Origin of the sequence: Gordonia sp. NPDC057258 (genome assembly GCF_042668985.1) — a bacterium.
Classification (GTDB): domain Bacteria; phylum Actinomycetota; class Actinomycetes; order Mycobacteriales; family Mycobacteriaceae; genus Gordonia; species Gordonia hongkongensis.
Genome location: NZ_JBHUXZ010000030.1, coordinates 1 through 26,325, shown reverse-complemented (window position 1 = coordinate 26,325; position 26,325 = coordinate 1). Strand labels below are relative to the sequence as shown.

Annotated in this window: 19 protein-coding genes and 1 pseudogene; 8 read left to right on the top strand and 12 right to left on the bottom strand. The window is 69.8% G+C overall.

Going from position 1 to position 26,325, the window contains the following annotated elements; translation table 11 throughout:
- Positions 1 to 274: 274 nt before the first annotated feature.
- Positions 275 to 1,645, bottom strand: a complete 1,371-nt coding sequence (locus tag ACFUEJ_RS18455) for an acyltransferase family protein (protein WP_388031029.1) — start codon at positions 1,643 to 1,645, stop codon at positions 275 to 277.
- 44 nt (positions 1,646 to 1,689) lie between these two features.
- Between ACFUEJ_RS18455 and ACFUEJ_RS18450 the strand changes: the two genes are divergently transcribed.
- The gene (locus tag ACFUEJ_RS18450; protein ID WP_280360248.1) at positions 1,690 to 2,874 is read left to right on the top strand and encodes a DUF3068 domain-containing protein; all 1,185 of its coding nucleotides are present in this window, start codon (positions 1,690 to 1,692) and stop codon (positions 2,872 to 2,874) included.
- A gap of 12 nt (positions 2,875 to 2,886) precedes the next feature.
- Here the strand turns inward: ACFUEJ_RS18450 and ACFUEJ_RS18445 are convergent, their stop codons facing one another.
- Together ACFUEJ_RS18445 and ACFUEJ_RS18440 are read right to left on the bottom strand one after the other, a co-directional pair.
- Positions 2,887 to 3,357: an SRPBCC family protein gene (locus ACFUEJ_RS18445; protein ID WP_280360249.1), complete on the bottom strand. Its 471-nt coding sequence runs from the start codon at positions 3,355 to 3,357 to the stop codon at positions 2,887 to 2,889.
- A gap of 49 nt (positions 3,358 to 3,406) precedes the next feature.
- Positions 3,407 to 4,591, bottom strand: coding sequence for a polysaccharide biosynthesis protein (locus ACFUEJ_RS18440; RefSeq protein WP_280360250.1), 1,185 nt, complete (start codon positions 4,589 to 4,591; stop codon positions 3,407 to 3,409).
- 162 nt (positions 4,592 to 4,753) lie between these two features.
- Here ACFUEJ_RS18440 and ACFUEJ_RS18435 point away from each other — a divergent pair, with 162 nt between their 5' ends.
- Both ACFUEJ_RS18435 and ACFUEJ_RS18430 read left to right on the top strand, forming a co-directional pair.
- On the top strand, positions 4,754 to 5,692 hold the full coding sequence (locus ACFUEJ_RS18435; protein WP_165630773.1) for a CoA ester lyase: 939 nt from the start codon (positions 4,754 to 4,756) through the stop codon (positions 5,690 to 5,692).
- A gap of 13 nt (positions 5,693 to 5,705) precedes the next feature.
- Complete coding sequence (locus ACFUEJ_RS18430) at positions 5,706 to 7,598, top strand: hypothetical protein (RefSeq protein WP_388031024.1); 1,893 nt, start codon at positions 5,706 to 5,708, stop codon at positions 7,596 to 7,598.
- On the opposite strand, the gene ACFUEJ_RS18425 is transcribed toward ACFUEJ_RS18430, so the two are convergent.
- On the bottom strand, positions 7,555 to 8,715 hold the full coding sequence (locus ACFUEJ_RS18425) for a glycosyltransferase family 4 protein (protein WP_388031021.1): 1,161 nt from the start codon (positions 8,713 to 8,715) through the stop codon (positions 7,555 to 7,557). The genes ACFUEJ_RS18430 and ACFUEJ_RS18425 overlap by 44 nt on opposite strands.
- A 103-nt stretch (positions 8,716 to 8,818) precedes the next feature.
- Here ACFUEJ_RS18425 and ACFUEJ_RS18420 point away from each other — a divergent pair, with 103 nt between their 5' ends.
- Entirely contained in the window at positions 8,819 to 9,586 is a 768-nt protein-coding gene (locus tag ACFUEJ_RS18420; RefSeq protein WP_280360253.1) for a class I SAM-dependent methyltransferase, read from the top strand.
- Between the two features lie 106 nt (positions 9,587 to 9,692).
- On the opposite strand, the gene ACFUEJ_RS18415 is transcribed toward ACFUEJ_RS18420, so the two are convergent.
- From ACFUEJ_RS18415 to ACFUEJ_RS18380, 8 genes are all read right to left on the bottom strand, one after another.
- The gene (locus ACFUEJ_RS18415; RefSeq protein WP_280360254.1) at positions 9,693 to 10,502 is read right to left on the bottom strand and encodes a hypothetical protein; all 810 of its coding nucleotides are present in this window, start codon (positions 10,500 to 10,502) and stop codon (positions 9,693 to 9,695) included.
- Positions 10,503 to 10,557: 55 nt separating this feature from the next.
- On the bottom strand, positions 10,558 to 13,104 hold the full coding sequence (locus ACFUEJ_RS18410) for an ABC transporter permease (RefSeq protein WP_280361834.1): 2,547 nt from the start codon (positions 13,102 to 13,104) through the stop codon (positions 10,558 to 10,560).
- A gap of 21 nt (positions 13,105 to 13,125) precedes the next feature.
- Positions 13,126 to 13,941 (bottom strand): ABC transporter ATP-binding protein, encoded by an 816-nt coding sequence (locus ACFUEJ_RS18405; RefSeq protein WP_065630339.1) that lies wholly within the window; start codon positions 13,939 to 13,941, stop codon positions 13,126 to 13,128.
- 93 nt (positions 13,942 to 14,034) lie between these two features.
- Positions 14,035 to 15,042 carry an esterase-like activity of phytase family protein gene (locus tag ACFUEJ_RS18400; protein ID WP_226511772.1) on the bottom strand — a complete coding sequence of 336 codons (1,008 nt, stop codon included), beginning with the start codon at positions 15,040 to 15,042 and terminating at the stop codon, positions 14,035 to 14,037.
- A gap of 75 nt (positions 15,043 to 15,117) precedes the next feature.
- Entirely contained in the window at positions 15,118 to 16,944 is a 1,827-nt protein-coding gene (locus ACFUEJ_RS18395; protein WP_137809622.1) for a phosphoenolpyruvate carboxykinase (GTP), read from the bottom strand.
- Between the two features lie 211 nt (positions 16,945 to 17,155).
- The gene (locus tag ACFUEJ_RS18390) at positions 17,156 to 17,551 is read right to left on the bottom strand and encodes a DUF6802 family protein (protein WP_065630444.1); all 396 of its coding nucleotides are present in this window, start codon (positions 17,549 to 17,551) and stop codon (positions 17,156 to 17,158) included.
- Positions 17,552 to 17,556: 5 nt separating this feature from the next.
- Positions 17,557 to 19,104, bottom strand: coding sequence for a hypothetical protein (locus ACFUEJ_RS18385; protein WP_280360255.1), 1,548 nt, complete (start codon positions 19,102 to 19,104; stop codon positions 17,557 to 17,559).
- A complete protein-coding gene (locus tag ACFUEJ_RS18380) occupies positions 19,101 to 19,979 on the bottom strand; it encodes a hypothetical protein (RefSeq protein ID WP_280360256.1) in 879 nt (292 codons plus the stop codon). Before ACFUEJ_RS18380 ends, ACFUEJ_RS18385 begins: the two co-directional genes overlap by 4 nt.
- Before the next feature lie 223 nt (positions 19,980 to 20,202).
- Here ACFUEJ_RS18380 and trmB point away from each other — a divergent pair, with 223 nt between their 5' ends.
- The 4 genes and pseudogenes from trmB to ACFUEJ_RS18360 form a co-directional block, all read left to right on the top strand.
- Positions 20,203 to 20,994, top strand: a complete 792-nt coding sequence (gene trmB / locus ACFUEJ_RS18375; protein ID WP_058252240.1) for a tRNA (guanosine(46)-N7)-methyltransferase TrmB — start codon at positions 20,203 to 20,205, stop codon at positions 20,992 to 20,994.
- Positions 20,987 to 21,661, top strand: a complete 675-nt coding sequence (locus ACFUEJ_RS18370) for an NYN domain-containing protein (RefSeq protein ID WP_388031014.1) — start codon at positions 20,987 to 20,989, stop codon at positions 21,659 to 21,661. Before trmB ends, ACFUEJ_RS18370 begins: the two co-directional genes overlap by 8 nt.
- 220 nt (positions 21,662 to 21,881) lie before the next feature.
- The gene (locus tag ACFUEJ_RS18365) at positions 21,882 to 25,145 is read left to right on the top strand and encodes an MMPL family transporter (RefSeq protein WP_388031012.1); all 3,264 of its coding nucleotides are present in this window, start codon (positions 21,882 to 21,884) and stop codon (positions 25,143 to 25,145) included.
- Positions 25,146 to 25,422: 277 nt separating this feature from the next.
- Positions 25,423 to 26,229 (top strand): annotated as a pseudogene (locus ACFUEJ_RS18360) (MFS transporter); the annotation flags it as partial.
- Between the last annotated feature and the right edge of the window lie 96 nt (positions 26,230 to 26,325).

The following is a 26,325-nucleotide window of genomic DNA, read 5'->3' as shown; positions in this document are numbered from 1 at the left end:
CGTCGGCGCGTCGCACCCGGGCCGGTGAACCCGTCGTGGTTCCGTCCGGGCGCGGCAGCGTGCTCGCCGCGGGGGGTGCGGTGTTCGCCGCGGCGTGGCTGGTGTCCGGCTGGTGGGGACTCATGGCCGCCGTCGTGGTCGGCACCCTCGCCGTGGCGATACCGCAGAAAGCCGGCGTCACAATCACATTCGTGGCGATGATGACCGCGACCATCGGGCTGGCGGCCGGCCCCTGGCATGCCTCGGGCGGGTACCACGGGTCGCAATGGCGGGTTCAGCTACCGGCGCTGGTGGCGGTGTCGATGACGGCGTGGCTGGTGTTCTGGTCGGCCGTCGACGACGGGCCTGACGACGACGGGCCTGACGACGACGGGCCTGACGACGACGGGCCTGACGACGACAAGGCGTCGGCCGCGTCGTGGCGCGAACGGTGGCGACGACGATTCTCGCGGTTGCGCAACCAGTTCCGGGCCGGCTCTTCGATGAAGGCATAGCTCGCCGCAGCGACGCCGATCGACAGCCCGAGGGTGATCACGAGCACCAGGAGGGTGTCGCCGCTGAACGGCACGATGCCGAACAGCGGGAAGACCACTGCCAGTATCGCGACGTGCCAGATGAAGATCCCGTACGACCACCTCCCGAGCGCGAGCATCACGCGTGAGGTGAGGATGCGGAACGGCCCGTCGTTGCAGACGAGCGGGGCGAGCAGCGCATATCCGCAGAGCGCGCCGAGAACCATCTTGGTGGCGAACTCGATCTCGGTGACCGCGCCGAGACCGGTCGGGCCGGCGATCCTGGTGCATGCCAGCGCGTAGGCGACGACGAGGACGCCCAGCATGAGCGGGCGGTTCGCGCTGAGGCGGATCGTTCCCGCCATCCAGCGGCCCGTCCCCGACGTCCCGGATGCAGAACCCGATTCCGGTTCACGTTCGAGGACTCCGGCGATCTCGGCCAGGACCAGACCCGCGACGAACCACGGGAGGTGGCCGAACACCCAGTTCTTGGTCTCCACGCCGTCGGCCACGGGCAGCGAGGTGCCGACCCAGGCCCAGCCGAGGCTCAGCGCACCGAGGAGGACGATCGCCGGCACCCGCGCCCGCAGACGGCTCCCGCGCAGCCGCAGGAGAGCGAAGCCGATGAGCGGCAGCAGTGCGTAGAAGGCGATCTCGACCGAGAGGCTCCACATCTGGGTCAGACCGGCGGTCAGTGTCAGCGGCACGAAGACCTGCGTGAGCGTGAGGTTCGCCAGCCAGACCTGCGCATCCGCTCCCTGCGCCTCGGGGAGCAGCAGGATCACCAGCGTCACCACGACCACATAGGCAGGCCAGATCCGGACGACGCGATGGCGGAAGTACCGCGGCACCGACGGATGACCGGTCCCGCGATGCGCGGCGTCGACCCACGGTCGCCAGAGCAGAAAGCCGGAGAGCGCGAAGAACAAGGCGACCGCGAGGTCGAGACGACCGAGGACCGGTCCCAGCACGGGGATCTCGACCGCGCGGGTCTGGAAGGCCACGTGCGTGACCAGGACCCCGATCGCGGCGATGGCCCGCATGCCCTCGAGCTGCGGATAGAACCGCCGGGCGGAACCCGTTGCGGGTTCGGCGGTGGCGGGGCTGGTGGGGCCGGGGTCGGTGCTGGTCATGCTGCTGACAGGGTAGCCGGGAGGCGTTGCGTACCCTCGCCACCATGTCCTCGCCGTCCTCCTCGTCGCACCCGGAGCCCCATCGCTGGTCGACGGCGGACCTCGCGGGACCGACGCTGATCTTTGTCGGCGCGTTCCTGCTCGCGGTGACGATCGCGCTGCCCACCCTGCTCGTCGGCGGGTTCCGCACGATCCCGCTGAGCACCGACTTCACCACCGTCGCCACGGCCGACGACGCGACGATCTTCGACCGGTGCTCGCTGGAGACCCGGAGCGCCCGTACCGTCGGCGCCGACCTCGTCCGGCAGCAGCGCGTCGTGGCGGTGCAGCCGTCCGACGAACACCGGGTGACGCTGCAGGCCGGTACGTCGATCCAGGCCGAGAAGCTGCGCATCGACGATCGCGAGGTCGACCCCGGTGATCCGCGCCCCGGTGTCGATGCCGATGACCCGTCACAACCGTGCAACGAGGCGACCGTGAATGCCATCAAGGATCGGGTCACGCTGGACCGGAAGAACGCGCTGCCCCGACTCGCCGCCCGCGGGGCGTCGGAGATCCAGTACGACAGCGGTCAGGCCGCGGTGCTCGTCCCGGACCGTCGCGGCGTCACCTATCTGCTGCCCTTCGACACGGCGATCGCCGACCGCGAGTTCTTCGACCCGATCACCCGCACCACCGTGCCGTTGGTCCACGACGGTGACACCGAGGTGCAGGGTCGCGACGTCGCACGGTTCCGCGCCGAGGTCCCCGACACCGACCTCGCCCGCGAAGCGCTGGGTCGACCGGTCGGCACGAATGTCTCGATCACGCGTCCGGCGTCGTGGTTCGGGTTCGGCGGCTCGAGCCGGCCGTTGACCGCGAGCCTCCATCACCGGAGTTCGTGGGATCTCGCCGTCGACACCCGGACCGGCACCATTGTCGACGCCACGATCACCGTCGACGAGGCGTACCGCTTCCCCGACGGCATCCCCGGCGTCCCGGCCGACTTCGAATTGCCGCATCTGCGCGCGACTTTCGGCTACGACGACGACACGCAGGCCCGGATGACGGACCTGTCCGACGATCTCGCGTCCCCGATCCTGATCTGGGGCCGGCTCGTACCCATCGGCACCGGGGTCCTCGGGGTCGTGGCTCTGCTGGCCGGGTTGATACTCACCAATCCGGCCTGGCTGCCCGCCCGGTTCCGGCGCCGAAGCGGCGCGGAAACCGTTGGCGAGCAACCGGGGTGACGGGGACCGCCGTCAGGACGTCGACTCGGCGGCGAGCCTGCCGAGGGTGTCGTTCAGCTGGTGCTCGGTGACGAGCGGGAACTTGACCTTCTCGAGCAGGTTCTTGTCGGTGACCTTCGACCAGTCGTAGGTGTGGCGCACCAGCGTTTCGTTCGGACCCTGGGACTCCAGCTCCCACAGCCATTCCCACCCGGGCGGCTCGGTGCCGGCGGGGGCGGTCTGCCATGCCAGCAGCTTGTCCTTGGCGTAACCGGTGACATGGTTGTCGGTCTTGTAGCCGCCGCCCATGTGGTCGCCCGACATGTTCATCGTGAACACGTCACCGACCTGCTGGATGCGATCGGCGTGGTCCACGCCGCGGATGAAACCCGAACCGTCGAGCGCCTGATGCCGTTCGGGATTGGAGAGGACGTCGAACACCGCGTCGACGGGCGCCTCGATCGTGCGTTGGACAGTGACCTGTGTGCTCTCGTTGTCGCTCATGACACAACACTGCCGAAACTTCGGGCACTCGGCAACGTCCGACCTCAACTCAGCGCGCGACCGCCCACGTCCCCAGCGCCGCGATCGTGGCGGCCACGGCCGCAGTGCCCGCGACCCCGACCACCGAGCCGGTGAGGGTGACGATGACCAGCACCTCGGCGCCCACGACCAGCCAGGTCCCGAGCGCCACGCGCGTCCGGTCGCGCGCGATCGCCGACAGTAAAACGACCTGCAGGACTGCGAGCGCGGCGCCGATGTAGGCGAAGAGCCACAGGATCGGCACCAAGGCGTCGTAGCCGTCCCCGAAGACGAACGGGACGACCGGGCCCGCCGCGCCCGCCAGCACGGTCAGGACGACCCCGATCCCGGCGACCACCGTCACCGCCTGACGCAACGAGGCCGACGACCGTGCTGGGTCGGCGAGACGCGGATAGAAGACGACGCCGATCGCCTGCGGGAGCCAGAAGGCCACCTTCGTCGCGATCGCGCCGAGGGCGTACACCCCGACCTCCTCGGCGTCGAGGACCCGGGGCGAGAGCAGCAGGTCGATCGACGACGCGACGATCAACACCAACTGGACCTGCGACGCGCGGACCACGCTGAGCACCCCGGCGGCTCCCGACGGCGTCCGCCCCGGCCGTCCGGACCGTGACATCGACCAGACCACGAGCCAGACGACGGCCGCCGACGCGGCGGCACCCAGCGTCCCGGCCAGCAGCCCACCGGCCGGCCCGGCGCCGGCGGCGAATGCCCCGATCGTAGGCATCGATCGTGCGACTCCGACGACGGCCAGCACCCAGGACAGCGCTCGGAACTCGCCGCGCCCCTGCAGAATGCCCTGACCTGCGGCGATGAGCGCCAGCAGCGGCGCCGAGGCGAGTGCTGCGGCCGTCGTCGCGACGTCGGTGCGCAACAGCAGCCCGACCAGCGGGGTGGCGACGGCGGTGAGGACGACGACCCAGCACGTCGTCACCACACCCAGCGCGCGGAGCCGTCCCTCGTCACCGCCGAGCACGACCTCCCGGGCGATGACGTTCTGCAGCGCCATCGCCGGCACGCCCAGCACGAGCATCGCCGACAGCAGCACCGCGAACTCGCCGTATTCGCTGACGTCGAGGAAGTGCGCACTCGCGACGAGGTGCACCACGTACATGCAGACGTTGGCCACCATCGACCCGATCGCCACCGACCCGACGGCGCCGACCGTGCCCGTCGTCCGACGCGTCTGCTGCATGGACCAAGTGTGCCGATCGCACCGCGGCGGTCTCGCGCGGGGCGGGCACGAGGTAAGCGAGCCGGGTTTTGCACGGGCAGTCGGGCATAGGCAACGATGGGAAGGCTGTTGCCGAGCGCGGGTCCCCCCGATCGCGCGTGTCCACCGGACCGAGAGACCGTGATGTACGACGACAACCCCACCTACGACGCCGAGTCGACCGACATCGGTTCGCGCATCGACCCGGTGCTGGCCCGGAGCTGGCTGCTGGTCAACGGCTCCCACTACGCCAAGTTCGAGCCGGCCTCGCGTTCGCGCGCCGACATCGTCGTGTTGGACATCGAGGACGCGGTGGCTCCCAAGGACAAGGTCTCCGCGCGCGACAACGTGGTCCGTTGGCTCGGGCCGAAGGAGGGTACGGCCGGCCCCGGCGCCGGAGACTGGGTTCGCGTGAACGGATTCGGCACACCGTGGTGGGTCGATGATCTCGAGGCGCTGTCGCAGACCGCCGTCGGCGGGGTGATGCTGGCGATGGTCGAGTCCGTCGACCACGTCACCGAGACCGCCAAGCGACTGCCCGGCCTGCCGATCGTCGCGCTCGTGGAGACGGCACGCGGACTGGAACGCATCAGTGAGATCGCGGCCACCAAGGGCACGTTCCGTCTCGCATTCGGTATCGGGGATTTCCGCCGCGACACCGGCTTCGGCGAGAACCCGCAGACACTGGCCTATGCCCGTTCGCGTTTCACGATCGCCGCGAAGGCCGCCCACCTTCCCAGCGCCATCGACGGCCCGACGGTCGGTTCCAGCGCGCTCAAGCTCAGCGAGGCGACCGCGGTCAGCGCCGAGTTCGGCATGACCGGCAAGATCTGCCTCACCCCGGGCCAGTGCGCGCAGGTCAACGAGGGACTGTCCCCCTCTCAGGACGAGATCACCTGGGCGCGCGAGTTCTTCGCCGAGTTCGAGCGCGACGGCGGCGAGATCCGCAACGGCTCCGACCTGCCGCGGATCGCGCGGGCGACCAAAATTCTCGATCTGGCCCGGTCGTACGGCATCACCGAGTCCGACTACGACGACGACCCGGTGCACGCCCCCGCACCCTCGGACACCCACCACTTCTGATCGGCTCGCCGCGGTGACTCCCCGACGACTGCTGCCGGTTCTGTACGGCACCGGTGTCGCTGCGGCCGCGGCGATCCTGGGACCGCTGCTGCCCGGCCTGATCGGGGCCGGCGACCGGTACCTGCTGTACCGCGATGCGGTGTCCACGCCGCGCACCCATGTCACGGACACCACGCTCGGGATCGGTGACCTGCCGCCCCGCGCCGTGCCGCAGGACTGGTTCCTCGCGATGGTGAGCACCGTCGTCGACGGCGGGATCGTCGTGCTGGCGGCCCTCGCCGCCTCCCTGGTCTGCGCGGGCGTCGGGTACGGACGTCTGGCAGCTCGCCTGGTCCCGGGCGCCGGGCGCACCGGTGCCGCGGCGGCCACGCTCGTCGGGGTGTGGAATCCGTTTGTCGCCGAACGTCTTCTCCAGGGCCACTGGAGCCTGCTGGCGGGTTATGCGGCACTGGGGTGGATTCTCGTCGCGGTTCTGGATCTGCGGGAGCACGCCCGGCTGATTGAGCCGGCACCGAGCGAAGCGAGAAGCCGAGTCACTCCGCTGGTTGAGCCGGCACCGAGCGAAGCGAGGAGCCGAGTCACTCCGCTGGTTGAGCCGGCACCGAGCGAAGCGAGGAGCCGAGTCGAAGCCACCCGGCGACCGGACCCCCGAGCAAGCACCGTCCAACTTCTTCAACTGGGCGGACTGTTCGCGGTCGCAGGCTTGACCCCCACTGGTTCTGTCCTCGCCGTCATCACTCTGGCGACGGCGCTCGTGGCCCGTCCGATCGGTCTGCGACCCACGGTGGCCGTCCTCGCGCTCTGGCTCCTCAGCACACTGCCGTGGTTGCTGACGGCTTCCATCTCCGACGCCCCGACCACATCGGCGGCCGCCGGGGTGGAGGCATTCGGTCTGCGGTCCGAGCCGTGGCTCGGACCCGTGGGTACGGCTCTGTCACTGGGCGGGATCTGGAACGCCGATGCGGTGCCGGCGAGCCGGACCATCGGGTGGGCCGCGGTGGCCACCCTCGGCCTGCTCCTCGTCGTCGCGGTCGGCGCCGGTCACCTGTGGCGGCGTCGCGCGGAGTCGGACCCGCTGGTGCGCGCCATCGCCATCCTCGCGGCGGTGACCGCGTTCTTGTTGGTGCTGAGCACTTTCGGACCGGTCCGCACCGGCCTGGGGTTCGTCGTCGAGCACGTCGGTGGCGGCGGGCTCCTCCGCGACACCCAGAAGTTCGCCGCACTTCTCGTCCCGGCGGTCGCGGTGTGTGTGGCCGCGGCCGTTGCAGCGGCGAGGCGTCGGGTCCCGTCGGGTTTCGCGTTCGCCGCGGTCGCACTGCTCGCGGTCGCGCCGCTACCCGACCTGGCGTGGGGGGTCGGCGGTGCGGTGCGCGCGATCGACTATCCCGACGAGTGGCGGCAGGTCGCCGAGATCGTGCCGCCGGACCGGGGTTCGGTCGCCCTGTGGCCTCCCGGCACGGTGCGCGAGTATCCGTTCGCACGCGATCCATCGCTCGATCCAGCGGCGCGGATGCTGCGGGCGCCGGTCGTCGAATCCGGTGAACTCCGGGTGGACGGCGAGGTGATCGACCCGGCCGGGAAGCATGCCACAGCGGTGACGCGGGTGCTGGAGTCCGGCGGGTCACCGGTAGCGCTCGCCGAGCTCGGCGTCGGGTGGGTGCTGGTCGAGAACGGTTCTCCGCCTATCCAACTCGCGGACGCCGGACGCCTCGTCTTCGACGGGCCGGATCTGAGGCTGTATCAGGTGGGCGACGTCGTGGATCGGTCCGCCGACGCCACCGACCGTGCGATCGCCCTCGGCGCGCACCTCGTATGGGCCGCGCTGCTCATCACCGGACTCGTCGGTCTCGGCGTCCGTGCGATCAGCGGCGCGAGTCGGACAGCACGGCGTCGAACGTCGCCATGAACCCGTCGCAGGTCGCCGACCACGAGTAGCGGCTGGCCGTGGTCTGCGCGTTCCGGCCGAGTCGATGCGCCTCGTCCGGATTGTCGATGAGTTTCCTCGTTGCGCTGGCCAGTTCGTCGACACCGTCGACGAGGAGCCCGGTGCGCCCGTCGTCGATGGAGTCGGCGAGTCCGGCGGCTCTGCGGTAACCGATCGTCGGGACACCGTGCTGGGCGGCTTCGACGACCGCGAGGCCCCATCCCTCCTTACGCGACGGCATGAGGTGGACCCGGGCCCGGGCGAGCAGTTCGTGCTTGCGGCGCTCGTCGACGTGGCCGTGGAAGGTGACCGCGTCGGTCACCGCGAGGTCGGCTGCCGCACGGTGCAATTCGTCCGACCACCAGCCACCGCCGATGACATCGAGACGGGCGTCGACACCGTCGCGACGCAGCCGGGCGAGTACGGTCAACGCGTCCTCGACCTGCTTGTGGGGCACCAGCCGCGACAGTACGCAGAGTCGTACCGGCACACCGGGAGTCGACGCCCCGGTGCGCGCGGGCGCCTCGATACCGTGAGGTACCGGATCGATCCCGTTGCGCACGACCGCGATCCGCCCGGCATCGACCCCCAGCGCGACGAGTTCGGACTTCGACGGCGTCGAGACCGTGACGTATCGGTTGCGCCGATGGACGCGCGGCGAGACCCGCGACTCGAGGAACCACCCGATGTGGCCGAGCAGACGGCCGGCGACCGGCCACTGCTCGCGATGACAGTGATGGACGAGGACGACCGTCGGAGCCGGTGAGACGAGCGACGAGAAGAACGGGACACCGTTCTGGGTGTCCACGACGACGTCGGGGCGGCACCCCGACAGCGGGCCGAGCCCGAGCCGGCCCGCGACAATGGTCGCGAGCATGAGCGGATACACGCTGATCCGACCGCCGGCCCGGAAGAACCGCATGCCGTCCCGGTGCTCGTGGCGCAGCGACCCCGGGTACGCGGACGTGAGGAAGGTGACGTTCGCGCCGCGTCGAGCCAGTTCGGCGCCCACCCGTTCCAGGTAGGTCTCGCTGCCGCCGCCCTGAGGGTGGCGGGTGTCCCGCCAGCACAGGAGCAGGATGTTCGACGGTGTGCGCATGTTGTCCGTCAGCCTACCGATCAGGCCGTGAGCACCGGAATCCGCCGCGCGACCGCCCGGCGAGGAACCTGTCGCCGAGACACCCCACTAGAGTGACCCGACGATGACGACTTCACTTCCCGGCGGCGCACGGATGGCCCGGCTCGCCACCCTGCGACGCGCCGCGGGACTGCTGAACGACTTCCGCTACGAACAATCCGTTCCCGCGCGCTTCTACGGCGCGCTCGCCGGCGACACCGCGGACATGGTCGAGGCGTTCGTCCCCGACATGGGCGGATCGGTGGTCCTCGACGTGGGCGGCGGTCCCGGATACTTCGCCGACGCCTTCCGGGCCCGCGGCGCGCACTACGTCTCCGTCGAACCCGATCCCGCCGAGATGCATGCCGGTGGGCTCGAGCATCGCGGATCGGTCCGCGGCTCCGGCCAGGCCCTGCCCTTCGCCGACGGATGCGTCGACGTCTGCCTGTCGTCGAACGTCGTCGAGCACACCCCGACGCCGTGGGAGATGGCCGACGAGATGCTGCGGGTGACGCGTCCCGGCGGCATCGTCATCATCAGCTACACACTCTGGTGGGGACCGTTCGGCGGTCACGAGATGGGCCTGACGCACTATCTCGGCGGCCATCGGGCGGCCCGGCTGTACACCCGACGCCACGGTCACCCGCCCAAGAACCTGTACGGCACATCGCTGTTCGCGGTCTCCGCCGCCGACGGGCTGCGCTGGGCCGGATCGGCGACCGGTGCCGGGCGCGCCGACCTCGTCGCGGCATTCCCCCGCTACATCCCGCGCTGGATGTGGTGGGTCATGCGCGTGCCGGTGCTCAGGGACGTCCTCGGCACCAACCTCGTGCTCGTCCTGCGTCGACGCTGACGTGCTCGGAGTCCGGTTGCGTCTGGCTGAGCCCACTGCTGGTTGAGCCGGGACTGAGCGAAGCGAAGCCCCGAGTCGAAGCCACCTCCGCACCCAGCGGCCTGAACTACTCGGCGGCGAGGTCCGCGGTGCAGTTGAGGGTGCCGCCCTGACTGGTGGCGGCGGCCAGCTGTTCACCGTCGGCGAGGATGGCGCACGACACCGGTCCGCGGATCACGATGGCCGACATGCTCGCGCGGGTTCCCTCGAGCTGCACCCGCTGGGACCACGGCGAGCCGATCGCCGGGATCACCGTCGGCGATCCCTGGCCGCGGGTGAACGTCAGCGCGACGACGTCCCCGTTGCCGGTCAGCTGGTAGGTGATGGTCCCGGAGCGCTGAGTCGTCGTCGTGGTCGACGTCGTCTCCTCGGTGGTCGGGGTGCTCGACGACGTCGTCTCGCTCGTCGTCGCCGGATCACTCGATTCGGTGGTCGACGATGACGCCGCGCTGGTGGAGTCGCCGTTGCCAGAGCGGGTGACCAGCACGACGACGAGACCCAGGACCACGAGCGCGATCAGGGCGACCAGCGCCAGCCCGATGGTCCGGCCCTTCGACCCGGAACCGCGGGGCGGTTCACCACCGGCCGGCGCGTCGTAGGGCGAGGCACCGTAAGGCGACCCGCCGGTGTACTGGGGGTCGCCATACTGGGGTTCGGTGTAGGGACCCGGATACGGCTGTCCCGGCTGATGCGGTTCGGTGTACGGACCCGGATAGGGCTGACCGGCCTGGTGCGGTTCCGTGTAGGGACCCGGATACGGCTGCTCGGTGTAGGCCTGCGACGGCGGTGCCGACGGGTCGAAGTCCGGATCGAACTGACGGGTCTCCGGCGGATCGTTCCGCGGATCGTTGGGATCACCCTCTGGTGGTCGGGTCATGCGGACGATTCTGTCATCCCGGACCGATCCCGGACCCGACCACCACGAACCTGCGTCAGATGTCGGCGATCGCCTCGAGCGGTCCGGTGCGCGCCGCGCGGACGGCCGGCCACAACGCGGCCAGCACCCCGACCACCGCTGACGCGATCAGCGTGATCGCGATGAGCGACCACGGGATCACCGGCGCGCCCAGGCCCCACTCGGCGAGCGTGCGTACCAACGCGACGCCGATGACGGTCCCGAGGAGCACACCCAGCACTGCGCCGAAGATCGAGATCAGCACCGACTCGAGGTAGATCGAGCGTCGCACCTGGGCTCGGATCATGCCGATCGCGCGCAACATCCCGATCTCGCGTTTGCGTTCGACCACCGACAGCGCAAGCGTGTTGATGATGCCGAGCACCGCGATCAGCAGTGCCAGCCCGAGCATCGCGTACAGCGTGCCGAGCATCTGATCGATCTGCGACGAGATCTGGCCCTTGAACTGATCCCGGTCCTGGATCTGCACCGTCAGGTAGTCCGACGTCGCATTCTCCAGATCGGTACGCAGGGTCTCGAGGTCGGTGCCCGGCGCGGCGTTCACGAAGAGCGTGACATTGACCCGCGCGAAAGGCGGGACCAGTTTCTCGTAGACGTCCGGACCCACGACCCACGGTTGCAGCGCTTCGTTGTCCGCGTAGACGCCGGCGATCGGGACCTGGACCTGCTCCCCGGTCGCGGAGGTGAACGTGACCACGTCGCCGCGCTTCCAGCCGTTGGACTTACCGGTCCGCTCGCTGATGAGCATCCCGTCGGCGGGCAGATCCGACGACGCGCCGTCCTGCATGTCCATCACGGTCACGCTGTTCAGCGGTCCGCCCAGGGCGGAGAACCCGGTCTCCGATCTGCCGTCGACCTTGGCCTGGACGATGCCGAACGACACCACGTCGGCGACGCCGGGCACACCGTCGATCGCCTCGGTCACCGCGGGTGGCAGCGACGACTGGTTGGTGCCCGCCACGATGTAGTCGGCGGTGATACCGGTGTCCACGGCATCGTCGACGGTGCCCTTGAACGACTGACCCAGGGTGCCGATGATCGCGACCAGCATCAGTCCGAGGGTGAGTGCGAAGGCCGTTGCGGCAGAACGCCGCGGGTTGCGGACGGCGTTGGTCCGCGCCAGACGCCCGATCATGCCGAAGGGCGCGCCGATGACCCGGCCGAGCGCGCCGACGAACGGGCGGGCGATCGCCGGGCCGATGAGGACGGCCGACAGGACGGCACCCGCGGCGCCGGCACCGACCGTGACCGCCGGGCCGGTCCCCTCGCCCATCGCGCCGATGACGATCGCGGCGATCGACGCGACGCCGATGACCGCGCCGAGGATCGTGCGATTGCGCAACGAGGCCGACCCCTCGGCGGCCGACGCACGCATCGCCTCGACCGGCGGCACCCGTGCGGCTCGAGCCGCCGGCACCCACGCGCTGATCATCGTCACCACGACGCCGACCAGGATGCCGGCGAGGATCGCGTCCGGACCCACGGCCAGCTCACCGTCGGGCAGGCCCGACGTGGCGCTCGTGATCGCCTTCAGCGCGGCGGCCAGCCCGATGCCGATGGCGAGGCCGAGCGCACCGCCGAGGACGCCCACGACGAAGGCCTCGAACAGCACCGACCGCGACACCTGGCGCTGGCTCGCGCCGACCGCCCGGAGAAGCGCGAACTCACGGTTCCGCTGCGCGACGATCATCGAGAAGGTGTTGTAGATGATGAACGTGCCGACGACCAGACCGATCGCGGCGAACGCCAGCAGAATGTACTGGAAGATCTGCAGGAACTCGTTGACCTGCGCCTTCTGGTCCTCGCGGACCTGGTCGCCGGTGCGGACGTCGTAGAGATCGGCGTCGGCGCCGAGCGCGGAGATGATCCGTTCCTGCAACTGTTCCGGGGTGACCCCGGCGACGGCCGACATGTCGACGACGCCGACGTGCTCACCGTCGGTGAACAGGCGGGCCGACGTCGCGGCGTCGAACTGGGCGTTCACGTAACCACCCGTCGAGCTGGGCGCGTCGACGAGGCCGACGACGGTGACCTCGAGCGGCTCCGAGTTGCCCTGCCCGACGACGATCTTCGTCTTCGACCCGACCTTCAGCCCCGCGGCCTCGGCCGCCGAGGTGTTCAAGACGATCTCGCCGGCGTTCTCGGGGCCGCGTCCACCCGGCAGAATCCGCGACTCGTCCGGGTCCAGCGCCTCCGCCGGCGGGATGTAAGTGCTGCCCACGCTCGGAGCGCCACCGGTCTGGATGGCCTTGCCGTCGGAGTCGGCGACCGTGACCAGGCCGTTGTTGTTGACGACGAGTTTGTCGATGCCGAACTGGGCACGCTGGTCGCGGAGCTGGTCCACGATCGTGTTCGGCACACCCGGCGACTGCCGGTCGGCCGGGGTCACCTCGACCGCGACACCCTGCGCCGCACTGTCGAAGATGTCGTTGAAGGCCTTCGAGATGGACCCGGTGAACACGATGGACCCGGCCACGAACGAGGTGCCGAGGACGATCGAGAAGAGGGTGAGGAACAGCCGGAGCTTGTGGGCGCGCAGGTTCCGTAGCGAGACCCGGCGCATCACCGTGGAGGACGCCACGGCTCAGAGCGCTTCGGCGGTGTCGGGCGCAGGAACGTTGTCGAGGTTCTTCATGACCTCGAAGACATCGTCGGCCGACGGCCGGGACAGCTCCTGCACGATCTGGCCGTCGGCCAGGAACACCACTCGATCGGCGTACGACGCCGCGCGCGGATCGTGGGTCACGATGACGACGGTCTGCTTGAACTCGTCGGTCGCCGCCCGCAGGATCGAGAGAACCTCGCCCGAGGAGCGGGAGTCCAGGTTGCCCGTCGGCTCGTCGCCGAAGATGATCGACGGCTTGCCGATCAGCGCACGGGCACAGGCCACGCGCTGCTGCTGACCACCGGACAGTTCACTCGGCAGATGTCCGAGCCGGTCGGTGATCCCGAGCCGGGCCACCACGGCGTCGAACCACTCGGTGTCGACGGTGCGGCCGGCGATGTCGACCGGCAGTGTGATGTTCTCCTTGGCCGTCAGCGTCGGCACGAGGTTGAACGCCTGGAACACGAAGCCGATGCGGTCGCGACGCAGCATCGTCATCGCCTTGTCCGACAACGCGGTGAGATCGGTGTCGCCGATGAACACCTTGCCGTCGCTCGCGACGTCGAGACCGGCGAGGCAGTGCATCAGGGTGGATTTGCCCGACCCCGATGGCCCCATGATGGCGGTGAACTCGCCCTCCCGGAACGAGATGGAGACGTTCTTCAGGGCCTCGACGGCGGTGTCGCCGACGCCGTACCGCTTGGAAAGGTTGTCTGCCCCGGCAGCAACCGCGTGCTTCGGCGTCCCAAAATCATCGCCACCGTCGTCTCGAGCGGCCACATCAGTCGTCGTCATGCCCTCAACGGTGCCAAATCCTGCGTCGGTTGGCCATCAGGTAACACCCTGACCCCACCCTGACGGCAGTGACGTTGGGCACTGCTGCGGCCTCTACTTCGGGATCTGGACCTCGAACGAGTGGAGGCGGTTGGGCGATCCGACGTTGTCCGACACCACGAGAAGGGTGCGGGTACGGGTCTTCGCGAACGGGTTGTCGGGATGCCAGTTACCCCAGGCGAGTCCCGACATGTTGCCGGTGAGCAGGTGCGGCGTCGCGGTGGTCGAGAAGATCCGACGCTTGGTCATCGCCTTCTCGCGTCCGCTCAGCTTCTTCTTGTTCGTCACCGAGGTGGCGCCCCGGGTCGTCGTCCAGAAGATGTTCGACAGCTTGCCCGGGCCACGTTCGAGCACGAGAAAGTCCGTCGAATTGATGGCCAGCACATCGGCGGCCACCTTGTTGGCGTCGGTGCGATAGACGAACTCGCGATTGGTCTTGCCGAAGGTCAGCAGACGGGCCGATCGTGCGGCGTCCTGCCGGAGTCCGCCGGCGGTCAGGACGCTGACCTGACCCTGGGGTCCGACAGCCACGCCGGTGAGTCCGCGCTGACCTGCCAGACCCGACTTCGACGACGGGCGCCACACCGACGGGAGCGGCAGGTCGCGGAGGACCTGTCCGATGGGCCCGATCTGCCGGACGAACTGGTTGTTGCCGCCGCTGACGACGGTGTAACCGCCCGCGGACTGACGGATGCCCTCGAACTGGGCCTGTCCGGGCAGCAACGGGAGGAACCACGGGCCGAGGACCGTGCCGCCGCCGTTGATCCGCGGCTGCCCGGTGAAGGACGCGGTGACGGAGGTGTACCCGATCGACGCCGTGAAGAAGCGAGCCGGGAGCACGTCCTCGGCGATCATCACGTAGTTGCCGTTACCGGTCCGATCGATGCCGGAGATCCGGTTGACGGTGGGAAGCCCGTTCCCGATCGTCGTCGAATCCGTGAAGAACGCCGTGACCCCGGCCCCGGAAGACGGTGTCGCCGAAGCCGGTTGGACCGCGACCGACGACGCCAGTCCCAGCGCGCAGGCAGCGGCGACCGAGGCGCCCCACAGACGTAGTTTCATGAGGGGCACGATACCTCAACCGTCACTTCAGACCCATCCGTACGTTCAGCCCCGGAACCGCGCAGCAAGGCCGCGTCAGGCCAGGCGCTGCTTCAGACCGTCGAGCTCGTCGCGCAACGAGCTCGGCAGCTTCTCGCCGACGAAGTCGAACAGCTCCTCGATGGACGGGATCTCCTCGCGCCACTCGTCGGGATTGAAGGCGAGCGCCTCCGCGACGTCCTCCGCAGGCACGTCCAGACCGCTGACGTCGATCGACTCCGGCTTCGCGACGATGCCGATGGGGGTCTCGACACCCTCGGCCTCACCCTCGATGCGCTCGATGATCCACTTCAGCACGCGGCTGTTCTCGCCGAATCCGGGCCACAGGAAGCGCTTGTCGTCGCCCCGACGGAACCAGTTGACGTAGAACACCTTCGGCAGCTTCGACTCGTCGGCGTTCTTGCCGATGTTCACCCAGTGCTGCAGGTAGTCGCCGACGTGGTAGCCCATGAACGGCAGCATCGCCATCGGGTCGCGGCGCACGGTGCCGACCTTGCCCTCGGCCGCGGCGGTCTGCTCGGAGCCCACGGTGGCACCCATGAAGACACCGGTCTGCCAGTCGCGGGCCTCGGTCACCAGCGGCACCGTGGTCTTGCGGCGACCGCCGAACAGGATCGCCGAGATCGGCACGCCCTTCGGGTCATCCCACTCGTCGGCCAGCGACGGGCACTGCGAGATCGGGGTGCAGTAGCGCGAATTCGGGTGCGCGGCCTTGTGATCGGACTCCGGCGTCCAGTCGTTGCCGAGCCAATCGGTGAGGTGCGCGGGCGCCGGGCCGTCGATGTCCTCCCACCAGATGTCGCCGTCGTCGGTGCGGGCGACGTTGGTGTAGAGGGTGTTTCCGGCCTCGATGGTCTTCATCGCGTTCGGGTTCGAGTCGTAGCTGGTACCGGGAGCGACACCGAAGAAACCGAATTCGGGATTGATCGCGTACAGCCGGCCGTCCTCGCCGAAGCGCATCCAGGCGATGTCGTCGCCCACGGTCTCGGCCTTCCAGCCGGGGATCGTCGGCTGGAGCATCGCAAGGTTGGTCTTGCCACAGGCACTCGGGAACGCCGCGGCGATGTAGTACACCTTGTTCGCCGGGCTGGTCAGCTTGAGGATCAGCATGTGCTCGGCCATCCACCCCTCGTCGCGGGCGATGACCGAGGCGATGCGCAGGGCATAGCACTTCTTTCCGAGCAGCGCGTTGCCGCCGTAACCCGATCCGAACGACCAGATCTCGCGGGTCTCGGGGAAGTGGGTGATGTACTTCTCGGTGTTGCAGGGCCACGGCACGTCGGCCTGGCCGTCCTCGAGGGGCGCACCGACGGAGTGCAGCGCCTTAACGAAGAAGCCGTCCTCGCCCAGGATCTCCAGGACGCGGGGGCCGACGCGGGTCATGATCTTCATCGACAGCACGACGTACTCGGAGTCGGTGATCTCGACACCGAGCTTGGGATCGTCGGAGTCCAGCGGGCCCATGCAGAACGGGATGACGAACATCGTGCGGCCGCGCATGCTGCCGCGGTAGAGCTCGGTCATCGTCGAACGCATCTCGGCGGGATCGACCCAGTTGTTGGTCGGGCCGGCGTCCTCTTCCTTCTCCGAGCAGATGTAGGTCCGCGACTCCACGCGGGCCACGTCGGCGGGGTCGGAGTTGGCGAGGAAGGAGTTCGGCTTCTTCTCCTCGTTCAGCTTCACCAGGGTGCCGGCCTGCACGAGGTCGGCGGTCAGGCGCTCCCACTCCTCGTCACTGCCGTCGGACCACACCACCCGGTCGGGCTGGGTCAGCTCGGCGACCTCGGCCACCCAGGCCAGCAGTCCCGCGTGCTTCGTCGGAGCGCTACTCGGGTCCAGTCCGGGAATGGTGGCTGCGGTCATCGTTGGGGCCTCCTCCGAGGTGGTGGCCGCTTGAATGGCCACCTGTCAGGTCGTCTCGCGGTCAAGGATACGTCCACCGAGCGGGCGCTAGGTCACGGGGTTCGCCAGGTGCGGTCTATCCCACGCCCGACGGACAGGTGACAAAAGTCCCTGGTGATCGCACGCGCTCGGTCTCGGCGCGGAACGGGCCGGGTCGGGCGCCGGTCACGTGTCAGCCGATTCGTCCCGATCCGCCGGAGATCCACTGGCCGGTATCCGGGTCGAGAACCGCGGAACGGAACTCGCCGTCCGCACCGATCTCGGTGATCTTGTCGACCTGCCCGTCCCGATCGCTGTCCGTGTACACCGTAAACCCGTCGGGCCCGTTGCGGGTGAGCGAATCGTTGATGCCGTCGTTGTCGGTGTCCACCTCGGCGGGTCCGAGATCCCAGATCCGGCCGTCGTCGTGCATCCACAAGTGATCGTCGAGATCGTCGGACGCCGGTGTCTCGTGCAGTGCGGCCACCGAGTCGACCGAGTGCGGGTCGGCGCCCTCGGCCGCGCCGAACAGCGAGGCCTCCTCCGGGCGGGCCGGGTCCGGAAGGTCGTCGGGGAACATCGGGTCCATCGAGATCACTGCTTCCCGTCGTCGTGGCCGGCCCGGGCGACCCCGGCCGTTCCGTCGTCATGCCCTCGGTCGTCCCGACGTCCCGCCGGATCGTCGGATTCCTCACCCGGGTCGTCGGTGCGGGAGACGACCGCCCAGAGCGATTCCGACCGCGCCACCAACTCACGGCGGATCTCCGCCGCGCGCTCGCGACGGGTTCGAGCGTCGCGGACGCCGACCCCGCTGCGCAGTCGGCGGATCTGCTCGTCGAGGCGCGCGACGTCGGCCGCCACCTCTCGGTTACGGCGTTCGTGCGCCCGGGCGATCTGGCCGGCGATCCGGGTCTCGGCCGCGGTGACGCGCAGGGCGAGCTGGTGATCGAGTGTCGCCCGCGCCTCGGCGAGGAGCTCGGCGGTGCGTGCCTCGCGATCGGAACGCTCCGCAGCACTGCGCCGGACACGGATCACCCACGCCGCGACCGCGACTCCGAGGATCAGGGCGAGCGGCATGCTGACCCACTGCAACGTCTGGACCGACTCCATCGGTGCGACGACGAGGCGTCCCACACCCAGACCGGTCGAGGCCCCGAGGACGACCACCAACGCGTCTTCGGCGCCTGCGCGCCGCGCCCGGCCGCTCGACCGCTCGGTGTGGAGGGGTACCGCGGGCCAGTTCTCGTCGGCCGACGGCTCCGCGTCCAGGCCCACCAGGGCGGTCGACCGGACCGCGTCGACGCGCTCGTCGGCGCGACGACGGACGCCGTCGGCGAGGGCGGCCCAGCCGGTACGGACCCAGGCGCCGTATGCGGAATTCGCGGCGGGAGCGTGGCCGGCGGCGGACGCCGCCAGATCGCGCACTCCGGCGTGCAGTTCCGCCGACGTCTGCGATCGGACGCGCGCGAGTCCGGCGCGTACCGCCGCCAACCGGTCCGGGCGTCCGCGGTCACGTGCGGCGACCAGTTCGCGACGCATGGCCAGGAGATCGTCGACGGCAACCTGTGCGGACGCCGCCTCGTCGGCGCCGCTCGTCGGCGCGCCGAGGAGGTGTTCGACCGCCCCGAGGCCCGCCGCCAGCCGTGCCCGCTCGGCGCGGAGTACGCCCGGCGCGTCAGTCGTCTCACGCAGCCACTCCACGAGGGCGTCGATCCCCGACTCGTCCACCGCACCCTCGAGGGCCGCGACCGCCGACACCCCGAACAGCGGCAGCGTCGCGAACGGGTCGAGGACGGCCCGGTGGGCGCGCACGGTCCGCGGCCACTCCCAGAACGCGTCGATCTTCGTGCACACGATCGCCACGGTCCCGACCTGCGCGCGCATCTGCTCGACGAGGAGACGTTCCTCCTCACCGACCGACGACGACGGGTCGACGACCACGACCGCCGCACCGGCCGGCGCACCCGAGCGCCCGCCGCGGGCGACGATGTCGAGGTCCGGGGCGAGCGCCCGGCAGGCCTCGACCAGCGTGCGGACGCCCACTCCGTCGGTCCCGACGACCAGCACGTCGGTGCCCGCGTCGACCCCGACGGCGTCGAAGCCGGTCAGCTCCCGCGCGGCGGCGAGTGCCGTGTCGGTCATGCGCCCGCTCCTGCCCCGGCCAGAAGTCGCTCGGCACCGGCGCGGTCGACGCCCGCCGCGGCCGCCTCCTCCAACCGGGCACGCACCTCGACCTCACGCCACTGTCGAATCCGGTCGACCCGCTCCCCGATCGGTCCCGCGAGATCAGGAACGCCGCTGGCGTCGCGGAGCGCCCGGCTCAGGGCCTCGGCGTTCGCGGCCACAGCGGAACGGGACTCGATGAGCGCGAGCGCGGTGTCGATGCCGAAGGCGTCGAGCCGGCGCAGCAACCCCTGCCGCATCAGCCGTTCGTCGGAACCCGGACGTCCCACGAGGAACCGGCCGGCCATCGACGGCATGCCGACGCCCGCGGCCGCCATCGTCGCCAGCGCGGCGAACTCGGCGTCGTCGAGGTCGGCGCAGGCCAGCAACTGCGAGACCGGGTACACAGGCGTGTCCAGACGCGCGGCACACGACGCCGCGACCCCGACCGCCGCATCCCAGTCGCCGTGCGTGTCGGCCTTCCCCAGCACCACGAGCAGACGGTCGGCCGGGAGGGACGCGAAGAGTTCGCGGTCGGCGCGCCGCGGCGGCCCCGCCAGGACCAGAATCCACAGATCGGTGTCGGCGGCCCCCTGCTCGTCCTCACCGGGCCCGATCACGGTGAGCGACAGTCGTTCTCGCAGCGCACGGGCCATCGTGTCCCGACCGGTCCCGGGCCGGCCGACGACCTGGACGTGCAACGGACGGAGGAAACGCCGGCCCGCGCCGGCCAGGACGGGCACGAGCGGCGACACCGGGTCGACGAGGTCGACGAGTCGTCCCTGCTCGGCGGCCATCCACAACTCGTTCCCGACGGGCACGCCACGCCGACCACCGTTCACCGGTGCCCCCACCGCAGCCTCCTCGCCATCCGACCCCTGCGCCTCCCACGACCCGCGTCCACCGCACCGCCACCCCGGGCATCGGCGCACGTGAACCGCGACAGGGCCGAGAATAATCGGGATCCGGGCGAACGGCGGAGACAGCTCCACATCCCCTCGCGGGGCCGGACGGGTCCGCGTCCGCACCGCTGCCGTCCGGGCCGCCATTCCCCCGCGACTTCGCCGCGACGACACGATGCGCAACGATGGACGCGTGAACAACAGCCCCGACAGGTCCCGGTTGTACCCCCGCGTGACGAGCTTCCGCTTCCGCCGCGGCACGCTGACGACCGGTCAGCAGCGCAACTGGGAGACCCTGTGGCCGGTGCTGGGCCGCGACCTCGAGATCGGACCTGAGCGGGTCCCCGAGCCGCAACTCGACCTCACCGAACTGTTCGGACGCGAGGCCCCGAAGGTCCTCGAGATCGGCAGCGGTACCGGCATCTCGACCGCCGCGATGGCCGAGGCCGAACCGGATGTCGACGTCGTGGCCGTCGAGGTCTACAAGCCGGGCCTGGCCCAGCTCCTCGGCCTCGTCGACCGCAACGGCCTGACCAACGTCCGCCTGATCCGCGGCGACGCGGCCATCGTCCTCACCGAGCTCATCCCGTCGTCGAGCCTCACCGGTGTGCGGCTGTTCTTCCCCGACCCGTGGCCCAAATCGCGTCACCACAAGCGACGCTTCGTCCAGACCGGCACACTGGAACTGATCGCGGACCGGCTCGTCCCGGGCGGGGTGCTGCACATCGCGACCGATCACGCCGGTTATGCGGAGTGGATCGCGGAGGCGCTCGCCACCCAGGACGCCGACCGCCCCCACGTCGTGCAGTTGACGCGGGAGTCGCCGATCTCGCTGCAGCGGCCGACGACGAAGTTCGAGGGACGCGCGGAGCGCGAGGGCCGCTACGTCAGCGAGTTCGTCTACACGCGGCCCATCCCGCCGGCCACCTCGACCGGCGACACCCCGACGGGAGCCCGCCATGAGTGACCACAGCCCGACCGGCTTCGCCGACACCATCTCCGGCCAGACGGGGACGCGCCGCATGCTGCTGGTGTGGGACGCACCCAACATGGACATGGGCCTCGGCGCCCTGCTCGGCGGACGCCCCACCGCCGCGCACCGTCCCCGGTTCGACGCCCTGGGCCGGTGGCTGCTGCAGCGGACCGCAGATGTGTCCGCTCTCACCGACGGAGGCGGCGCGATCGAGCCCGAGGCCACCGTGTTCACCAACATAGCCCCTGGTAGCGCCGACGTCGTCCGGCCGTGGGTGGACGCTCTCCGTAATGTCGGTTTCGCCGTGTTCGCCAAGCCGAAGCTGTCCGACGACAGCGACGTCGACTCCGACATGCTCGACCACATCGAACTTCGCAGGCACACTGTTGGACTAGCCGGCGTGATCGTGGCGTCCGCCGACGGTCAGGCATTCCGCGAACCGCTGCTCGAGGTGGTCGGCGACGGGGTACCCGTCACCGTCATCGGGTTCCGCGAACACGCCAGCTGGGCACTGAGCACCGAAGAAGAACTGGAGTTCATCGATCTCGAGGACATCCCCGGCGTGTTCCGCGAGCCGCTGCCACGCATCGGCCTGGACTCCCTGCCCGACGAGGGCGCCTGGCTCACACCCTTCCGCCCGCTCAGCGCACTGTTGCGCTGACCTGCGGCGTCGTGGCCCTGCCGGGGTCGTCGGGCGGCGGTCCGCGACCCGGCATCCGACGCCGATGCGGGTGTGCCCGCGCGTGACCCCGAGGCCCACGCCTCAGGGATCACTCAGGCAACACTGTCAGGATCTTTCCGGAAACTGACAGAATCGCCACCGGCGCCCCGAGACGACGGCGCCGAACAGGCCCGCCCAGTCGTACACGAAAGGACATCGCGTGTTCCGGTTCATCGGCACATTCGTCTACCGAATGCGCTTCCTCGTCATCGCGGTGCTCATCGCGATGATGGCCGGACTCGGGCTGTACGGTCTCGATCTCGGCAAGCACCTCAGTCAGAGCGGCTGGTTCGATCCGACGTCGGAGTCCGACACCGGTGCGCGCTACGCCGACCAGGCGCTGGGGCGCGACCACACGTCCGACATCATCCTGCTGGTCACCCCACCGGAGGGCACCCGCGTCGACGACAAGGCGTTTGGCGCGAAGGTCGAGACGTTCGTCGAGGACCTCATCGCGACGCACCCCGACATCGTCGGACGCGCCGATCCCGGTCTGTACGACCCGTTCCTCGTCCAGCCCGCGCAGAGCACGCTGCAGGAGCGGCTGTTCACCGAGGACGGCAGACACGCCTTCATCAGCATCGGCGTCGCCGGCAACGACGACACGACGGTCCTCAACAACTACAAGACCATCGAACCGTTCTTCGAGGACATCCCCGAACGCTTCGATCTACCCGGTACGACCTTCGAACTCGCCGGCCTGCAACCGGTCGCCGGATCGATGGCCGAGGGCATGGACAAGGACATCCACCGCGCCGAGGTCCTCGCGCTGCCGCTGGTGGCGATCATGCTGTTCTTCGTGTTCGGCGGCGTCGTCGCCGCCTGCCTGCCCGTCCTGATCGGTGGCCTGACCATCGCCGGATCGCTGGGCATCATGAAGATCCTCGCGCTCACCACCGAGCTCAACATCTTCGCGCAGTCGGTGGTCACGCTGATCGGTCTCGGCATCGCGATCGACTACGGCCTGTTCATCGTGTCGCGTTTCCGCGAGGAACTCGGTGAGGGTTATTCGACCAAGGCCGCGGTCCGAAGAACCGTGATGACCGCCGGTCAGACGGTGGTCTTCTCCGCGACGATCATCGTCGCCGCCCTGGCGTGTCTGCTGATCATGCCGCAGGGGTTCCTCAAATCCGTCGCCTACGGCGCGATCGCATCGGTGTCCCTCGCCGCGATCCTGTCGATCACCGTCCTCCCGGCGATCCTGGGCATCCTCGGACCCCGCGTGAACATGCTGTCGATCAGCACGGTCATGAAGTACACCGCCGTTCCGCTGGCCCGGCGCTTCTCCGGCGAGGAGCGCGCCGCAGCCATCCAGAACCGATTCAGCGGTCGCATGAAGACCAGCCAGGAAGTCGAGAACGGCTTCTGGGGCCGACTCGCGACGTGGGTGATGAAGCACCCGGTCAAGACCGCGGTTCCCACCGTGCTCCTGTTGCTCGCGCTGATCATCCCGTTCGGCAGCATCCAGTTCGGCGGGATCAGCGAGAAGTTCCTGCCGCCGGACAACCCCAACCGGGTCGCGCAGGAGAAGTTCGACGAATACTTCCCGAGCGAGCGAACCGAGGCCATCAAACTCGTCATCATCTACGACGAGTCGAGCCAGGCCGACCAGAACAAGCTCGACGCCATCGCGCAACGCGCCGACGCGGTCCCCGGCTTCACCAACAAGTTCAGCGACGCCGACAAGTCCGACTTCGGGTCCTTCGACGCCGAGCGGTATCCGAACGTGGGCGTCTACCAGGTGTCGGCCGGTCTCCAGGACCGGAACACCGCCGCCCAGGCGATCGAGCAGTTGCGCGCGATCGACACCGAGGGCCTCACGATGTACGTCTCGGGTACCCCGGCCCTCACCCAGGACTCGATCGACGCGCTGATGCAACGGCTCCCGCTGATGGCGGTCATGCTCGTCCTCATCACCGGCCTGCTGATGTTCCTGCAGTTCGGCTCGATCGTCCTGCCGATCAAGGCCGCGCTCATGACGGCCCTGGGTCTCGGTGCCACGCTCGGCATCCTGACGTGGATCTTCGTCGACGGTCACGGCGCCGAACTGGCCAACTTCACCCCCGGCCCGCTGTTCGCAGCGGTGCTCGTGCTGATCATCGCCATCGTGTTCGGCCTCTCGACCGACTACGAGGTGTTCCTGCTCTCCCGCATGGTCGAGGCCAGACAGAAGGGCGCGAGCACCACCGAGGCGATCCGCAGCGGCACCGCGCACACCGGCGGCATCATCACCGCGGCCGCCGCGATCCTGGTCGTGGTCACCGGCGCGTTCAGCCTGTCCGAGATCGTGATGATGAAGTACATCGCCTTCGGCATGATCGCCGCGCTGATCCTGGACGCCACGGTGATCCGCATGTTGCTCGTCCCGTCGGTGATGAAGCTGCTCGGGGACGACTGCTGGTGGGCACCGCGGTGGATGCGCGTGGTCCAGCGCAAGATCGGCCTCGGCGAGACCGTCCTCGACGACGAACCCGACGAACAGCGCGACGCCGGTGCCGGCGCCCGTCCGATGAGTGCGGGCACCGTGGTGGCCGAGGCGCCGACCTCGGTGATGGCCGCGGCACGCAGACAACCGGTCGCCGCCGGAGCGGTTCCCGCCCGGGGTCGTGTCCCGGCCGCCGTCGGCCGCCCCGCCGCACCGGCGCGGCCCGCCCCGGACCGACCGCTCACCAACGGCCGCCCGGCGGGTCAGGCCCCCGACCAGCGCACCGGTTCCGGGCCCACCCCGACTCCGCCGTCCCCCTCGGGTCCGCCGCCGACCACCACCGGCCGCCCGGGTACTGCGCCGACCCCGCCGCGCACTCCGCCGGCGCGCGTCGGACCGACGCCCGTGCCCGGTGCCCGGGCCCCCGAACCGGCCGGACGCCGTCCCGCGACGCCCTACCGCCGCTCCACCGTGTCGAAGGGTGATCGTCCCGACACCGGCGGCTGGAGCCTCGGCGAGGGTGGCATCCGACTCGGCGACGCCGCACCTCACCCGGGGAACGGGGACCGTCCGACGGTCACTCCCCCGTCCGCCCCACCACGGGTGCCGGAGACCGGCGGGCGTCCGAATCCCGGAACCGCCCGGCCGACGCCGGAGCCGACCGGCCAGCGCTCACCGCTCGGACGCCGGCCCGCCCTCGACGAGACCGGTCGTCGCCCCCTGGCCGCCTCGGTCAGCCCGGAGACCTCGACCCCGTCGTCTCGGAGTCGTCGCAGCAACGGCCCGTCGCCGATGGAGCGCGGAATCAGCGCCGATGCGACCCCGGCCGCCGCGCGGCCCGACGCCGGTCCCGCCTCGGGTGAGCAGGATCGCCCGGCCGACGAGTCGAGCCGTCGCCGTCGTCCGCGTACCGACCGGCACGCCCGGTCCGACGAAACCGGTGACGACGGCCAGATCAGCGTCCAGGAACTGCTGAAGCGGAGTCGCTCACAGAACTGACCGCTCGGACCCCCGTTCGCGGCCACACCCTCCGCCGGTCGAGCCCCCCTCCGCTGGTTGAGCCCCCCACCGCCCGAGCCGCCGCCTCCGCTGGTTGAGCCGGTGAGGAGCGCAGCGACGAGCCGAGTCGAAGCCACCCGTACGTTCCGCATGCTCGATTGATCACCGGTCACGATCAATCCCGGATGGGTCGGCTCTGGGCATATCTCCGATGTGACCGACCCCACTTCTCACTCAGGATGTCTCCCGGCACACCATCGCGGAAGGGACGGCCCGCATGATCTCATCCACCTGGACATCACCGGAGCATCGCAGGAGCGTGCTCTGGGTCGTCGCACTCGCGACCATCGCCATCGTGTTCGACGGCTACGACGTCGTCGTCTACGGCACCGTCCTACCCACCCTGCTCGACGACCCGACCCAGCTCGGTCAGCTCACCCCCGCCACCGCCGGGGCGTTGGGTTCGTACGCACTCATCGGGGTGATGATCGGCGCGCTGCTGGCCGGCGCGGTCGGTGACCGGGTCGGTCGCCGACGGATGATGCTGTTCAACATCATCTGGTTCTCGGTCGGCATGGGTGCGACAGCCCTCGCCACCAATCTGACCTCGTTCGGCATCCTGCGGTTCGTGACCGGCATCGGAATCGGCGGCCTGGTCGCCACCGCCGGCGCGATGGTCGCCGAGTTCGCGCCGCCCGCGAAGAAGAATCTGTTCAACGCCATCGTCTACAGCGGTGTTCCGGCCGGCGGCGTGCTCGCCACGATCCTGGCGATGGTGCTCGCCGACCACGTCGGCTGGCGCGGACTGTTCTGGGTCGGCGCACTGCCCCTCGTCACGTTGCTGCCCCTCGCGCTGCTGCGGATGCCCGAGTCGCCGCAATGGCTCGCCACCCGCGGTCGTCTCGCCGACACGGAGGCGGTCTCGGCGCGCACCGGAATCCCCGTCGTCCCTGCTCGGCCGGTCGCGACCACCGCACCCGCCGCAGCCGAGAAGGTCGATTTCGCGGTCCTTGCCTCGCGTCGCTTCGCCGGTCCGACCCTGCTGCTGGGCGTGATGAGCTTCGTCGGCCTGCTGCTGACCTATGTGGCAGGTCCCCGATAGCCGGTCCAGGCAGTTCTAGAGCCAGTTTCTTCTAGCTGTCGGTCAGTCGATCTCGCAGCCCACAGGGTGGTGCTGGTG

Excerpts from the sequence above, each read along its gene's own strand:
- ACFUEJ_RS18420 (WP_280360253.1), top strand. The coding sequence starts at position 8,819 with ATGACGACTTCACTTCCCGGCGGCGCACGGATGGCCCGGCTCGCCACC.
- ACFUEJ_RS18440 (WP_280360250.1), bottom strand. The coding sequence starts at position 4,591 with ATGCAGCAGACGCGTCGGACGACGGGCACGGTCGGCGCCGTCGGGTCG.
- ACFUEJ_RS18410 (WP_280361834.1), bottom strand. The coding sequence starts at position 13,104 with ATGCGCCGGGTCTCGCTACGGAACCTGCGCGCCCACAAGCTCCGGCTG.
- ACFUEJ_RS18445 (WP_280360249.1), bottom strand. The coding sequence starts at position 3,357 with ATGAGCGACAACGAGAGCACACAGGTCACTGTCCAACGCACGATCGAG.
- ACFUEJ_RS18390 (WP_065630444.1), bottom strand. The coding sequence starts at position 17,551 with ATGGACCCGATGTTCCCCGACGACCTTCCGGACCCGGCCCGCCCGGAG.
- trmB (WP_058252240.1), top strand. The coding sequence starts at position 20,203 with ATGCGCAACGATGGACGCGTGAACAACAGCCCCGACAGGTCCCGGTTG.
- ACFUEJ_RS18400 (WP_226511772.1), bottom strand. The coding sequence starts at position 15,042 with ATGAAACTACGTCTGTGGGGCGCCTCGGTCGCCGCTGCCTGCGCGCTG.
- ACFUEJ_RS18425 (WP_388031021.1), bottom strand. The coding sequence starts at position 8,715 with ATGCGCACACCGTCGAACATCCTGCTCCTGTGCTGGCGGGACACCCGC.
- ACFUEJ_RS18395 (WP_137809622.1), bottom strand. The coding sequence starts at position 16,944 with ATGACCGCAGCCACCATTCCCGGACTGGACCCGAGTAGCGCTCCGACG.
- ACFUEJ_RS18455 (WP_388031029.1), bottom strand. The coding sequence starts at position 1,645 with ATGACCAGCACCGACCCCGGCCCCACCAGCCCCGCCACCGCCGAACCC.
- ACFUEJ_RS18435 (WP_165630773.1), top strand. The coding sequence starts at position 4,754 with ATGTACGACGACAACCCCACCTACGACGCCGAGTCGACCGACATCGGT.
- ACFUEJ_RS18370 (WP_388031014.1), top strand. The coding sequence starts at position 20,987 with ATGAGTGACCACAGCCCGACCGGCTTCGCCGACACCATCTCCGGCCAG.
- ACFUEJ_RS18450 (WP_280360248.1), top strand. The coding sequence starts at position 1,690 with ATGTCCTCGCCGTCCTCCTCGTCGCACCCGGAGCCCCATCGCTGGTCG.
- ACFUEJ_RS18415 (WP_280360254.1), bottom strand. The coding sequence starts at position 10,502 with ATGACCCGACCACCAGAGGGTGATCCCAACGATCCGCGGAACGATCCG.
- ACFUEJ_RS18385 (WP_280360255.1), bottom strand. The coding sequence starts at position 19,104 with ATGACCGACACGGCACTCGCCGCCGCGCGGGAGCTGACCGGCTTCGAC.
- ACFUEJ_RS18405 (WP_065630339.1), bottom strand. The coding sequence starts at position 13,941 with ATGACGACGACTGATGTGGCCGCTCGAGACGACGGTGGCGATGATTTT.